The following is a 12,787-nucleotide window of genomic DNA, read 5'->3' on the forward strand; positions in this document are numbered from 1 at the left end:
CGCGATTGGCTCGGCTGGACGAGCTGCGGGAACAGGTGTTCGGGCGCTGATCCCGCTCGACGGTGTGCTCAGAACGGTGGCGGCGCCTCGGTGAATCTCGGTGACGGGGAGCTGCCGGGGAGCGCGGCCGGCCGCGTGGTGACGTGGCGTCCGGTGGGGGTGGTCCAGTCGGCGGTGCCGTCGGGGTGGAGGGCGTAGGTCCACCGGTCGCCGTGTCGGACGTGGTGGTGGGCGGTGCAGAGCGAGGCCAGGTTCTCGAGCGCGGTCTCACCACCGTTGCGCCATTCGATCGTGTGGTCGGCCTCGCTGGTGGACGCGGGCCGGGTGCAGCCGGGGAAGCGGCAGGTCTGGTCCCGCAGCTGCAGGTGCAGGCGCATCTGCGGCGGTGGGACACGCTGGGTGCGGCCGACCGAGGTGACGGTGCCGGTGTCGGGGTCGGTGAGCACTCGGGTGAAGGACGCTCCGGCGCCGGCCAGTGCGCGCGCGAGGTCGGCGGGGACGGGTCCGTAGCCGTCGAGGTCGGCGGAGGCGTCGTCGAGTCCGGCCGCGGTCGTCGCAGGGAGGGTCAGTCGCACCTCGGCGCGGATGCCGGGGACGAACGTCGGCGAAGGCGTCTCGCTGTCGGAGAGGGGAGTGGTGCCGCTGATGTCCCCGTCGCAGAGCAGGTCGGCGAAGGCGTCGGCGCGCAACTGCGAGAGGGAGCGGGGGTCGCCGTCGGAGCCTTCGCGGAGGGCGCGGGCGATCCGGTCGAGGCGGTGGTAGGCGCCGACCGTCACCTGCGCCGGAAGGTAGGCGCGCAGGGTCGCCATCCCGTCGATCTCGGGAGTGACCCACACCGCGCGGTCGTCTCGCGCGCGGGCGTGCCGGACGGTGAGGGGCTGGTCGTGCAGCTGCTCCCGCCACAGGGCCAGGGAGCGCCGCAGTTGCGTCGGGGTCATGGCGAGTGCTGCTTCGGCTGCGCGTTCATCGAGCGCGGCGCGCGACTCGGTGGGGAGGGTGGCGGCGGTCGCGCAGATCAGCTCGCCGGACTCCCAGAGGATCAGCGCGTCCGCGAGCGCTGCGCGGGTGCGGGGGAGGTCCTCGACGAGCAGTTGCGCGTGCTCGATCCGCCGTGCCACGGCCCGTTCGGAGGTGCCCATGGCGACAGCGAGCTCGGCACGGATCGAGCGCTCCGCGAGATCGTTCGCCTCGCTCCGCGACAGTCGCAGCCCGCGCGCGAACGACTCCGGCGACTCGAGCGCCCGACGGTGCCCCGCGTACAGCCGCTCGGCCGTGGCGAGGCGGCGCGGCGCGATCGAGCGGTCCTCGCCCGCGACCTCGTCGCCGCACTCGCGCACCTCCGCGAGCACCGCCTCCGCCGTTCCGATCGTCTCCATGCCCGAAGTCAACCAGCGGCTATCGACGTTCGCTCACGTCAGCGCACCCCTCGGGGGCGACCCGCCGGAGAACTCGCCCTGTGGAGGACGACCGGGCGGTTCTCGGCCGCGGCTCGCGGCGGCCGGGCAACGGCCGGCACCGCAGCCGCCGAACGCGCCCTCACACCCGCGGGAATCCCCGGTGCGAGCGCCGCAGCGTCAGCTGGGTCGGCAGCACGATCTGCTCGAGGCCGCCGTCGAGGGAGTCGATGCGGCGCAGCGCCAGCGTCGCCGCCATCCGGCCCATCTCCTGCGGGCTGTGCGAGACGACCGAGACGCCGAGGGGCTCGGCGAGCTCGAAGTCGTCGAAGCCGATCAGGGCGGTCGTGCCGCCCTCGCGCTGGATCGCGCGGAAGGCTCCGAAGGTGGCGCGGTTGTTGCCGGCGAGGATCGAGTCGGGCGGGGAGGCGAGGCGGAGGAGGGCGGTCGTGGCCGCGTCGGCCGCCTCGATCGTGGCGGCGTCGTCGCTGACGAGGGCCGCGTCCTGCTCGAGGCCGCGGATCACGAGGGCGTCGTGGTAGCCGAGGCGGCGCTCGCGGTGGGTGTACAGGTGGCTCGAGCTGCCGACGAAGCCGATGCGGGTGTAGCCGGCGTCCGCGAGGGCCAGGGTCGCCGAGCGGGCGCCTCCGCGGTTGTCGAAGACGACGGAGTCGCTGGCCGCGTTGGAGAGCGGGCGGTCGACCGCGACGATGGGCGTGCCGAGCTGGCGCTCGCCCTCGAGGTAGGAGTGGTCGTCGGCGATGGGGACGAGCAGCAGTGCCGAGACGCGGCGCTCGAGCATGCTGTCGACGGTGGGGCGCTCGCGGCTCTCCTCGTCTCCGGAGGCGGCCATCACCAGGGTGAAGCCGCGCTCGGCGGTCGCCGCGCTCACGCCCATCGCGACCTGCGAGTAGAAGGGGTTCGTCAGATCGCCCATCACGAAGGCGACGGCGGTGGCGGGGCGGCCCTGTCGCAGCTCGCGCGCCATCGCATTGGGGCGGAAGCGCAGGGCGCCGGAGGCCTGCAGCACGCGCGCGCGGGTGCTCGCCTTGACGTTCGGCGAGTTGTTGAGCGCGCGGGACGCGGTCTTGATGCTGACGCCGGCGAGGCGGGCGACATCGGCCACCGTGGCCCGGCCCGCAGCGCCGACCGGATCGGGGATGTCCACGTCAGTCATAGGGAGATCGTACGGCCGCGGGGTGCCCCTCCGCGGCCCGGAGTGACGCGCCGAGCGCGCCGCGTCCAATCTTGACAACGTGGGACATGAGCCCTTTACTGAGGGAGCCCGCGCAGCTTCGAGGACGTCCGTCCGGGGTCGACTCGTCTGCGCACGGGGCGTCCGAGAAGGGGAGAGCTGATGCTCGCTGGCATCGAGACCGGTGGCACGAAGGTCGTCTGCGGTGTCGTGGACGAGTCCGCGCCGACCGAGCTGGTCATGACCCGCCGCTTCCCGACGACGACTCCGAGCGAGACCATCGCGCGGATCGTCGAGTTCGTGCAGGACGCCGACCGCGAGCTCGGCGTCGACGCCGTGGGCATCGCCTCCTTCGGCCCGGTCAACGTCGACCCGGCGCGCCCGCGCTACGGCTGGATCACCGGCACCTCGAAGCCGGGCTGGGCCAACACGAAGCTGCTCGAGCGCCTCGCCGCGCACGTGAGCCAGCCGCTCGCCCTCGTCAGCGACGTCTCCGGGGCGGCGCTCGGCGAGCAGCGCTGGGGCGCGGGCCGCGATGTCGGCTCGCTCGCCTACGCCACCTTCGGCACCGGAGTCGGCATCGGCGTGGTCATCGACGGCCGCGTCCTGCACAGCAACGGCGCTCCGGAGGTGGGGCACCTCCTCGTCCGCCGCCACCCGGCCGACGACTTCCCGGGCAGCTGCCCGTTCCACGGCGACTGCCTCGAGGGGCTCGCGGCCGGCCCGTCGGTGCTCGCGCGCTGGGGCGCCGACTCGTCGCACCTGCCCTCGCGCGTCGAGCGGGAGGCGTTCGAGATCCTCGGCTACTACGTCGCGCAGGCGGTCGCCGCCATCTCGTACAGCACGGGCGTCGAGCGGGTCGCCGTCGGCGGCGGGGTCGTCAAGGCCCCGGGGCTGCTCGACGAGGCGCGCCGCCAGCTCACGGTCGTCACCGGCGGACCGCTGGCGGGGCACCCGATCGCGGCCGACCCGTGGGACTTCATGGTGCCTCCGGAGCTCGGCGACCGCTCGGGAGTGCTCGGCGCGGTCGCTGCCGCCCAGCTCCTCGCCGCCCCCACCGCGCTGGCCTGATGGATCCGGCGGAGGCGCTCCTCGCCCACCCCGCGCTCCGCGCCTTCGTCGAGAGCGTCGTCCCCGCCGACGAGCACCCGTCGGCCTGGGAGGTCGGGGCGCCGGAGTTCCTGCGGGCGATGCTCACGGGCGAGCGCCGGGATCTCGCGGAGCCGGCGCTCGCCGCACTCGAGGCCGGCTCGGACGACGAGGCCCTCGCCCAGCTCGCCGACCTCGTGATCCAGGGCTACTACGGCGACCCCGGCAACGGCGGCAACCGCGACGGCGCCTCGTGGTCGATGATCGGCTACCGCCCGCGGCCCGAGGGAACGCAGTGGCCCCGGCTGACCGAGTCGGCCGCGCCCGTGACGGCGTGGAGCGACGTGCGGCCGCACTACGACGCGGTGGTCGTCGGCGCGGGAGCGGGCGGCGGAGTCGCGGCCTGCGTCCTCGCCGAGGCGGGCCTGCGCGTGCTGCTGGTCGAGCGGGGGAGCTGGCTCGCCGCCTCCGCTCTGCCGGTCGACCACCTCCGCAGCCAGCGCCTCTCGCTCGGCTACGAGACCCGCGTCGACCCGCCGTCGGCGGGGCACCCGCGCGTGGTGCCGACGCCGGGAGGCGCCGCGACGACGCTGCTCGCGACCGACCCGCGCTGGGGCAACAACGCGCTGACCGTCGGCGGAGGCACGCGCGTCTACGGTGCGCAGGCCTGGCGCTTCTGCCCCGAGGACTTCGCCATGGCGTCGACCTACGGGGTGCCGGAGGGCAGCTCGCTGGCCGACTGGCCCCTCGCCTACGACGATCTCGAGGCCGACTACGACCGGGCCGAGTGGGAGCTCGGGGTGTCGGGCGACGCCGCCGGAGACGCGACAGCCGGCCCGCGGCGGCGCGGCTACCCGATGCCGCCGTTCCCGCACGCGCTCGACTCCGCGCGCCTGGCCGCGGGTGCCGCGGCGCTCGGGCTCGGCACCACGGACGTGCCGCTGCTGATCAACACGACCCCCTACAACGGGCGCGGGGCGTGCATCCGCTGCGCGAGCTGCGTCGGCTTCGCGTGCCCGGGTGAGTTCAAGACCGACACCCGCAACACGGTGATCCCGCGCGCCGTCGCGACCGGGCGGTGCGATGTGCTGACCGGCGCGCAGGTGGCGCGGGTGCTGACGGACGCCGACGGCCGGGTCGCCGGGGTGCGCATCGTGGGGGAGCGGACGCTCGAGGTGTCGGCCGACGACGTGGTGCTCGCGGCCGGTGCCGTCGAGACCGCGCGGCTGCTCCTGAACAGCGCGAGCGCCTCCGAGCCCGCGGGCCTGGGGAACCGGCACGACCAGGTCGGCCGGCATCTGCAGTCGCACGTGTACGCGGGCGCCTGGGGGCTCTTCGACGAGCCCGTGCGGGACAGCGTGGGCCCCGGCCCCGGCATCGCCACGACGGATCACCGCCACGCGAACCCCGGGATCATCGGCGGCGCGATGCTCGCGAACGACTTCGTGCCCACTCCTCTGTCTCTGTACTACTCGGCGGTCGGCCTCGGCCTGGTCCCCCGGCACGGCGCGGAGTCGAAGCGGGCGATGCGCGAGCTGTTCCCGCGGCTGCTGGTCGTGATGGGCCCGGTCCAGGAGGTGCCGTCGCCGGAGTCGCGGGTCACGGTCGACCCGTCGGTGCTCGACCGCTGGGGCCTTCCCGCCGCGCGCCTGTCGGGAGGCGTCCACCCCGAGGACCTGCGCACCGCGGACTTCGCGGCCGACCGCGCCGTCGACTGGCTGCGCGCGAGCGGCGCCGCGTCGACCTACCGCCTCCGCCACCTGCCCGACGCCGGCCCGAGCCGCGGCCAGCACCAGGCGGGCACCTGCCGGATGGGCCTCGATCCGGCGACCTCGGTCACCGACCGCTGGGGCCGCGTCTGGGGCCACGACAACCTCACGATCGCCGACGCCTCGCTGCACGTCACGAACGGTGGCGTGAATCCGGTGCTGACGGTGCTGGCGCTGGCCTACCGCGTGGCGGGGCGGCTGGCGGAGGAGCGGGGCGGGGTGCGCTGAGGCTCGCGCCTCTACGGACGCTGCTCGGTGGCGGCCCTGGCGGTCTGCGTGGCGAGCTTGCCTCCGCTCACCTCGAGCAGGGTGCCGGTGATGTAGCCCGCGAAGTCGCTGGCCACGAACCGCAGCAGATCGGCGATGTCCTGGGCCTCGCCCCAGCGGCGCACCGCCAGCATGTCCAGCTTCTCGGCCTGGCCCTCCTCCGACAGCTCGGCGAACCCGTTCATCGCGGTGGGGACCATGCCGGGGGCGTAGGAGTTGGCGGTGATGTTCCAGGGGCCCGCTTCGCCGGCGAGGGTCCGAGTGAACTGGACCACCGCCGCCTTGGAGGCGGCGTAGGCCGCGCCGCCGACGCTGGGGACGATCGCCGCGAAGGACGCGGCGTTGATGATCCGCCCCCGCCGCTGCCGCTTCATCACGGGGAGCACCGCCTTGCAGGTGGTGAAGGTGCCGCGCACGTTGACCTCGAAGCACCGGTCCCACGAGTCGACGTCGAGGTCCTCGATCAGGCCCACGACGTTCACCCCGGCGTTGTTGATCAGCGTGTCGATACGGCCGAAGCGGGAGACGACGTCGTCCATCACGCGCTCGACCGCGGCCGCGTCGCGCACGTCGCAGACGTACTGAGCGCTCGCGAGGCCGCGAGCGTCGAGGTGGGCGCCGACGTCCCGGAGGAGCGGCTCGGCGACGTCGAGCAGGACGACCGTCGCCCCGTCCTCGGCGAACGACTCGGCGATGACGCGGCCGATGCCCTGGCCCGCGCCCGTGACGACCACCACGTGGCCGGTGAAATCGATCAGCACTGGATCCTCTTCTCGTCGGGTTCAAAACATACTTGATGGCAGAATCGAGTCGACAAGTCATTCTCGTGAACGGAGCACCATGCCACTCCCCGACTCTCGTCCCGTTCTGTGGGTGACCGGCGCCGGCAGCGGAATGGGCCGTGCGATCGCCGTCTCGGCGGCGCGGCACGGACATCGCGTGGCGCTGAGCGGTCGCCGCCCCGAGATGCTCCGGGAGACCGCGGACGCCGTGGAGTCCGTCGGCGGCGAGTTCCTGATCGCGCCGATGGATGTGGCCGAGCCCTCCGAGCCCCGGGCGGTGCACCGGGACATCGTCCGGGCCTGGGGGCCCGTGACGAGGCTGGTCGCCTCCGCCGGCCTCAATCGTCCCGACCGCTACTGGCGCGACCAGTCGATGACGGAGTTCGCCTCCGTCGTCGAGACGAACCTGACCGGCTGCGCCCGCGTCGTCGACGCCGTCCTCCCGGGGATGCGCGAGGCCGGCGACGGCGTCATCGTCCTCGTCTCCTCGGTCGCCGGATGGCAGTTCTCCCCGGACGCCGGCGTCGCCTACAGCGCCAGCAAGACCGCGCTGTCGTCGCTGACGCGCACGCTGAACGCGCAGGAGAAGCGCCACGGCATCCGCGCGTGCTGCCTCTGCCCCGGCGACGTGGACACCGCGTTCCTCGCGCAGCGCCCGATCGTCCCCGATGACGAGGCTCGCGGATCGATGCTGACTCCCGACGACATCGCGGCCGCGGCTCAGTTCGTCCTCGACAGCCCTCCGCACGTCTGCATCGACGAGCTCGTGATCACGCCCGTGACATCGTGACGGCACGCACGCTCGGAGGGTCCGCGTGACGCGCCTGCTCGCACTCGCGCCCGTCGTCAAGGGTGGCAGCAGCTCCTCGCAGCTGAACGATCAGCTCGGCTCCGCCATCTGCGACGGACGGCTCCCCGAGGGCACGGTCATGACGGTGGACGAGATCGAGGTGGCGACGGCGACATCGCGCAGCGTGGTCCGCGAGGTCGCTCGAGGGCTCGCCTCGATGGGCCTGCTCGAGGCGCGCCGGCGGGTCGGCCTCCGGGTCCTCCCCGAGACGTCCTGGAACCTCTTCGACTCGCAGATCATCCGCTGGCGTCTGCGGTCGCCGCAGCGCGAGACCCACCTCCGGACCCTCGGCGAGATGCGCCTCGCCGTCGAGCCCGAGGCCGCTCGTCTCGCGGCCTCCCGGCGTACGCCGCACGAGGCGGCGGCCGTCGTGAGCGCCTCGGCCCGGCTGTGGAGCGCCGGATCGACGGCCGACGCCGATCCCGAGGCTCTCCTGCGCGAGGACGTGGCGCTGCACGGACTCATCCTCCGGGCGTCCGGCAACCCGATGTTCGCGCAGATCTCCTCCGTCATCCACGAGACGCTGCACGAGCGCACCCTGCACGGACTCGGCCTGCACGGGTTCGACGCCCAGGACCTCCAGCTGCACATGGACCTCGCGACTCACATCCAGAGGAGCGATGCGCGCGCGGCGAGCGACGCGATGCGCGCGATCATCGAGCGGACCCAGTAGCGACGCGCCTCACACCGGGAAGCGGCTGCCGACCAGGGCCTCCGAGACCTCCCAGAGGCGGCGGGCGTCGTCGGGGCGGCGCATCGGTGCCCAGAGCGGGCGGAGTGCCGCCGGGCCGGCGATCAGGCGGGTCGGTCCCGAGAAGCTCCCGCCCTCCGGGGTGATCGCGGCGAGGAGGGCGGGCTGCGCGGCGCTCTGGACCGTGCCGGTGATCCCGACCCGCGAGAGCAGCTCGATCAGGCCGCGGCCGCTCACCTGCTGCGGGCGGCCGAGTCCGGGCTGCGCCGCGAGGAGGTTCGTCGGCGAGATACCGGGGTGCGCGAGGGTGCTCGTGACGCCCCAGCCGGCCGCCCTGCTCCGGCTGTCGAGCTCGAGGGCGAAGAGGGCGACGGCGATCTTCGACTGCACGTACGACCTCATCACGTCGTAGCGGCGCTCGCCGTTCAGGTCGTCCCAGTCGATCGAGCCGCCGTGGGCGGCGATGCTCGTCTGGTGCACGACGCGGGCGTGCTCGAGGAGCGGCATCAGACCCAGCGTCAGTGCGAAGTGGCCGACGTGGTTGGTGCCGAACTGCAGCTCGAAGCCGTCCTCGGTGACCTGGCGCTGGGGCGGCTGCATCACTCCCGCGTTGTTGACGAGGAGATCGAGCGGGCGCCCCTCCTCTACGAGGCTCTCGGCGAGCGCGGTGACCGAGCGGAGGGAGGAGAGGTCGAGCGGGCGCGTGCTCACCGCGGCGCCGGGGATCGCACGGCGGATCGACTCCACCGCGGCCTCGCCCTTGGCGGCGGAGCGGACGGGCAGGACGATCTCGGCTCCTGCGGCGGCGAGGCGGGTGGCGATCACCCGGCCGATGCCGTCGCTGGCGCCGGTGACGACGGCGAGCCGTCCGGTGAGATCGGGGAGGGGGGTGCTGCGTGCCATGGGGGCTCCTCTGGTCGGTGTGCTCTCCATGCTCGGGCGGCGCGCGAGGCGGAGGCAGGGCCTCCCGATCCACGGCTGCGCGATCCACGGCTGCGCGATCCACGGCTGCGCGATCCGCGCCTCAGACCAGCGAGCCGACCACCGCGAGCAGCTCAAGCTTCTCGGCGCTCTCACTGCCGGGGACCGCCGTGTAGACGAGGAGCCGGTGCGACTGCTCCGGGTCGAGGAGGGTCTGGCACTCGAGCTCGAGCAGGCCGACGGACGGATGCACGAAGCGTTTGGTCGCCGGCGGCCGCAGCCCCGCCTCGTGCTCGGCCCACAGCGCGCGGAACTCGCCGCTTCGCGACGCGACGAGATCGACGAGACCCGCCGCACGGGAGCCCGGACCGCGGAGGGTCGCGATCTCGCGCAGTCCCGCGACGAACACCCGCGAGAGCTGCGGGCGGTCCTCCTCCGGATACGCCTCCCTCGCCGCCGGATCGGTGAACCAGCGGTAGCCGATGCTGCGCGACGGGCCGGTGCGCAGGGACGCGTCGCCCAGGAGCGTCGCGCCGAGCGGGCTCTGCCGCAGCGTCTCGCCGAGCTCGGTGATGATCTCGGCCGGAGTGTCGTGCAGGCGGTCGAGGATGCGGAGCAGTCCCGGCGCGATGTGGTCGCCGGCGACCCCGCGCGCGGGCGGGGTGTGGCCGGCGAGCCGGAAGACGTGGTCGCGCTCGCCGAGCGAGAGGTGCAGGCCCTGCGCGATGGACGCGATCATCTGCTCCGACGGCTGCGGCCCCGTGCCCCGTTCGAGCCGGGCGTAGTAGTCGGTCGACATGTGGGAGAGGGCGGCAGCCTCCTCGCGGCGCAGGCCCGCGGTGCGGCGGCGCGGGCCGCGGGTGAGCCCGACGTCCTCGGGCTGCAGCGCCTCCCGGCGGCGCCGGAGGAACGTCGCCAGTCCGTCGCGATCGATCACGGGGCCGCCTCTCGTCGGAGACTCCGTTCTACCGCTCCGGCGGCCCGGGTGCCACGGATCGACGATCCACCCCTCGCACCGCGCCGCCCTCGAGGTGCACCACGCGGTCGGCCGCGCCGAGCACCGCGGGGTCGTGCGAGACGCAGAGCACGGCGGCTCCGCGCTCGGCCTCGGCGCGCAGGACGGCGAGGATGCGCTCGCCGCTCGCGCTGTCGAGCCCGGTCGTCGGCTCGTCGAGGAGGAGGAGGTCGGCCCCGCGGGCCAGGCCCTGGGCGAGCAGGGCGCGCTGCCGCTGGCCGCCGGACAGGGCGCCGAAGGGCTCGGCCGCGAGGCCCGTGATCCCGAGCCGCTCCATCGCCTCGAGGACGGCGGTGCGGGCACGGCGGTCGAGAGGCCGGAGGCGGCCGACGCGCCCCCAGGAGCCGACCGTGACGACATCGCGGACGGTGACCGGCAGCCGGTCGGAGACGGCGGTGCGCTGCGGGACGAAGGCGAGCGACGCCGTGGCCGAGCGGGTGCCGGAGGAGGGTGCCCGGGTGCCCGCGACGACCTCGAGGAGCGTGGTCTTGCCGGCGCCGTTCGGCCCGGCGAGGGCGGTGACGCTCGACGGCGCGAGGTCGAGGTCGACTCCGTCGAGGGCGCGGCGGCCGGCGAAAGTGACGCGGATCCCGCGGAGGGAGGCGAGGGCGGAGGAAGGGGGCATGCCTCGATCCTAGCTATTTGATAATCATTCTCATTCTCGATACGGTCGGGCCCCATGTCCTTCCCCGCCTCCGGAGTCCTCGAGCCGTTCGCCCTCGACTTCCTGCAGCGCGCCCTCGTCGGCGGCAGCCTCGTGGCCGTCCTCTGCGGCGTGGTCGGCACCTGGGTGGTGATCCGCGGGATGGCGTTCCTGGGCGAGGCGCTGGCGCACGGGATGCTCCCCGGGGTCGCCCTCGCGACGGTGCTCGGGCTGCCGGTGCTGCTCGGGGGAGCGGCCAGCGCGGTCGTGATGAGCCTCGGCATCGCGGCCCTCCAGCGCCGCGGCCGGCTCTCGTACGACACGAGCATCGGCCTGCTCTTCGTCTCGACGCTCGCCGTCGGGGTCGTGATCATCTCGCACTCGGGGAGCTTCGCGACGGACGCGACGGCGATCCTGTTCGGCGACATCCTCGCGATCACCCCGGTCGACATCGTCCTCCTCGGCATCGCCGTGGTCGTGGGGCTGGGGGTGGCCGCGGCCTTCCACCGGCCGCTCGTCGCACTGGCCCTCGATGCGCGGATCGCGGCGGTCCTCGGCCTCGGCCCACGGTCGGCGCAGGCGGCGCTCGTCGGCCTGGTGACCTTGGCGGTCGTCGCGTCGTACCAGGCGGTCGGCTCGCTGCTGGTCGTCGGACTGCTGCTGGCGCCCGCCGTCGCGGCGGGGCAGTGGACGACTCGGATCCCGACGCGGATCGTGCTGGCGGCGGCCTTCGGCGTCGCCTCCGTGTTCGCCGGGCTGCTGGTCTCGTGGCACGCGGCGACCGCGGCCGGTGCCTCGGTGGCCGTGACCGCGGTCGCCCTGGCGGCGCTGTCGGGGGCGCTGCGGGCGCTGGGAGCCCGCCTCGCTCCTCCGGTGGCCGTCGCATGACCTCCTCCTCCCGCTCTCCTCGAAAGGCCCCCGTGCGTCTCCGTCTCGTGTCCCCGGCTCTGCTCAGCGCTCTCGCCCTCGGCCTGGTCGCCTGCTCGACCACTCCCGCCGATCCCGCTCCTCCCTCCGCGGGTGCGGGTGCGGGTGAGGGTGAGGGTGAGGGGCACGGCGCGGTCGCGGGCGCGGCCGAGCTCGCCGAACCGCCGCTCGCCCTCGTGACGATCGATCCCGCCGGGGGAGTCGCGCAGCTCGACCTGCTCGACGAGACGACCGCCGCTCTCGGCGCGATCGGAGCGCCCGCGGCGGTGACCACCGACGGCCGCTACCTCTTCGCCCGGACGAGCGAGGGCGTCGAGATCGTCGACAGCGGCCGGTGGACCTGGGACCACGTCGACCACTTCCACTACTACCGCGCCGAGCCGCGACTCCTCGGCACGGTCGAGGGCGACGGCGCGGCGACCGTCGCCACGACGAACCTCTCGACCTCGGGAGGGACGGGCCTCTACTTCGAGGGCTCCGAGGGCTCCGGCGAGGCCGTGCTCCTCGACACGGAGGCGCTCTCGCGCGGCGAGATCGTCGAGCGGTTCCGCCTCCCCGCGGCGGCCGGGCCGGGGCTCGTCGTCCCGGTCGGGTCCTCGGCCCTCGTGACCGAGGGCACCGGCGCGGGGACGACCGTCGCCGAGTACACCTCCGAGGGCGAGCGCACCGGACTCGTCGAGCCGTGCCCGGACGCGGCCGGCACGATCACGACGCGCGTCGGCGCGGTCATCGGCTGCAGCGACGGGGCGCTGCTCGCCTCCGCGGGCGACGACGGACTCGCCGTCGAGCGCCTCCCGTACCCCGAGGGCTCGACGGCGCCCGCCGCCACCGCGTTCGGCAACCGCGAGGGCCGCCCGACCGTCGCCGGGCTCGCCGGCCGCGAGGGCGTCTGGCTGCTGGACACCCGCGAGCGGTCGTGGACCCTGCTCCCCGCTCCCGCACCGCTGGTGCAGGTGACCGCGGTCGACGACGCCGACGGGCACGTGCTCGCCCTCGCCGAGGACGGCCGGATGCTCGTCCTCGACGGCGCCGACGGAGCGGTGCTGGCCGAGACCGCGCCGCTGGTCGCCGAGTCCCTCGCCACGGGCCGCGCGCCCGTCCTCGTCGCCGACCAGCAGCGCGCCTACCTCAGCGCGCCCGCCGAGCGGCGGCTGCACGAGATCGACTACGCCGACGGGGCCCGGGTCGCGCGGACCTTCGAGACTCCCGCCGAGCCGGCGTTCACCGCCGAGACGGGACGCTGA

12 protein-coding genes are annotated in these 12,787 nt (G+C 74.4%); 6 read left to right on the top strand and 6 right to left on the bottom strand.

Annotated elements, in window-relative coordinates; all coding sequences use genetic code 11:
* Positions 1–68: 68 nt before the first annotated feature.
* Together GSU68_RS01560 and GSU68_RS01565 are read right to left on the bottom strand one after the other, a co-directional pair.
* Positions 69–1,376, bottom strand: a complete 1,308-nt coding sequence (locus GSU68_RS01560; RefSeq protein WP_159905376.1) for an HNH endonuclease signature motif containing protein — start codon at positions 1,374–1,376, stop codon at positions 69–71.
* Positions 1,377–1,536: 160 nt separating this feature from the next.
* Entirely contained in the window at positions 1,537–2,571 is a 1,035-nt protein-coding gene (locus GSU68_RS01565; RefSeq protein WP_159905377.1) for a LacI family DNA-binding transcriptional regulator, read from the bottom strand.
* Between the two features lie 180 nt (positions 2,572–2,751).
* On the opposite strand from GSU68_RS01565, the gene GSU68_RS01570 reads away from it, so the two are divergent.
* Together GSU68_RS01570 and GSU68_RS01575 are read left to right on the top strand one after the other, a co-directional pair.
* The gene (locus GSU68_RS01570; protein ID WP_159905378.1) at positions 2,752–3,660 is read left to right on the top strand and encodes an ROK family protein; all 909 of its coding nucleotides are present in this window, start codon (positions 2,752–2,754) and stop codon (positions 3,658–3,660) included.
* Positions 3,660–5,675: a GMC oxidoreductase gene (locus GSU68_RS01575; RefSeq protein WP_159905379.1), complete on the top strand. Its 2,016-nt coding sequence runs from the start codon at positions 3,660–3,662 to the stop codon at positions 5,673–5,675. The genes GSU68_RS01570 and GSU68_RS01575 overlap by 1 nt, the downstream gene beginning before the upstream one ends.
* Positions 5,676–5,686: 11 nt before the next feature.
* On the opposite strand, the gene GSU68_RS01580 is transcribed toward GSU68_RS01575, so the two are convergent.
* The gene (locus tag GSU68_RS01580) at positions 5,687–6,475 is read right to left on the bottom strand and encodes an SDR family NAD(P)-dependent oxidoreductase (RefSeq protein WP_159905380.1); all 789 of its coding nucleotides are present in this window, start codon (positions 6,473–6,475) and stop codon (positions 5,687–5,689) included.
* A gap of 79 nt (positions 6,476–6,554) precedes the next feature.
* On the opposite strand from GSU68_RS01580, the gene GSU68_RS01585 reads away from it, so the two are divergent.
* A complete protein-coding gene (locus tag GSU68_RS01585; protein ID WP_159905381.1) occupies positions 6,555–7,286 on the top strand; it encodes an SDR family oxidoreductase in 732 nt (243 codons plus the stop codon).
* 25 nt (positions 7,287–7,311) lie between these two features.
* Positions 7,312–8,019 (top strand): FCD domain-containing protein, encoded by a 708-nt coding sequence (locus tag GSU68_RS01590; RefSeq protein ID WP_159905382.1) that lies wholly within the window; start codon positions 7,312–7,314, stop codon positions 8,017–8,019.
* A gap of 9 nt (positions 8,020–8,028) precedes the next feature.
* Here the strand turns inward: GSU68_RS01590 and GSU68_RS01595 are convergent, their stop codons facing one another.
* From GSU68_RS01595 to aztA, 3 genes are all read right to left on the bottom strand, one after another.
* Positions 8,029–8,940 carry an SDR family oxidoreductase gene (locus tag GSU68_RS01595; protein WP_159905383.1) on the bottom strand — a complete coding sequence of 304 codons (912 nt, stop codon included), beginning with the start codon at positions 8,938–8,940 and terminating at the stop codon, positions 8,029–8,031.
* A 121-nt stretch (positions 8,941–9,061) separates the two neighbouring features.
* Positions 9,062–9,895: a helix-turn-helix transcriptional regulator gene (locus GSU68_RS01600; protein WP_159905384.1), complete on the bottom strand. Its 834-nt coding sequence runs from the start codon at positions 9,893–9,895 to the stop codon at positions 9,062–9,064.
* 28 nt (positions 9,896–9,923) lie between these two features.
* Positions 9,924–10,598, bottom strand: coding sequence for a zinc ABC transporter ATP-binding protein AztA (aztA, locus tag GSU68_RS01605; protein ID WP_159905385.1), 675 nt, complete (start codon positions 10,596–10,598; stop codon positions 9,924–9,926).
* A gap of 54 nt (positions 10,599–10,652) precedes the next feature.
* Here aztA and aztB point away from each other — a divergent pair, with 54 nt between their 5' ends.
* Both aztB and GSU68_RS01615 read left to right on the top strand, forming a co-directional pair.
* On the top strand, positions 10,653–11,504 hold the full coding sequence (aztB, locus tag GSU68_RS01610; protein ID WP_159905386.1) for a zinc ABC transporter permease AztB: 852 nt from the start codon (positions 10,653–10,655) through the stop codon (positions 11,502–11,504).
* 32 nt (positions 11,505–11,536) lie between these two features.
* Positions 11,537–12,787, top strand: a complete 1,251-nt coding sequence (locus GSU68_RS01615; protein WP_208544626.1) for an ABC transporter — start codon at positions 11,537–11,539, stop codon at positions 12,785–12,787.

This window comes from Rathayibacter sp. VKM Ac-2759 (assembly GCF_009834225.1).
GTDB lineage: Bacteria > Actinomycetota > Actinomycetes > Actinomycetales > Microbacteriaceae > Rathayibacter.

Excerpts from the sequence above, each read along its gene's own strand:
- GSU68_RS01575 (WP_159905379.1), top strand. The coding sequence starts at position 3,660 with ATGGATCCGGCGGAGGCGCTCCTCGCCCACCCCGCGCTCCGCGCCTTC.
- aztB (WP_159905386.1), top strand. The coding sequence starts at position 10,653 with ATGTCCTTCCCCGCCTCCGGAGTCCTCGAGCCGTTCGCCCTCGACTTC.
- GSU68_RS01560 (WP_159905376.1), bottom strand. The coding sequence starts at position 1,376 with ATGGAGACGATCGGAACGGCGGAGGCGGTGCTCGCGGAGGTGCGCGAG.
- GSU68_RS01585 (WP_159905381.1), top strand. The coding sequence starts at position 6,555 with ATGCCACTCCCCGACTCTCGTCCCGTTCTGTGGGTGACCGGCGCCGGC.
- aztA (WP_159905385.1), bottom strand. The coding sequence starts at position 10,598 with ATGCCCCCTTCCTCCGCCCTCGCCTCCCTCCGCGGGATCCGCGTCACT.
- GSU68_RS01565 (WP_159905377.1), bottom strand. The coding sequence starts at position 2,571 with ATGACTGACGTGGACATCCCCGATCCGGTCGGCGCTGCGGGCCGGGCC.
- GSU68_RS01595 (WP_159905383.1), bottom strand. The coding sequence starts at position 8,940 with ATGGCACGCAGCACCCCCCTCCCCGATCTCACCGGACGGCTCGCCGTC.
- GSU68_RS01570 (WP_159905378.1), top strand. The coding sequence starts at position 2,752 with ATGCTCGCTGGCATCGAGACCGGTGGCACGAAGGTCGTCTGCGGTGTC.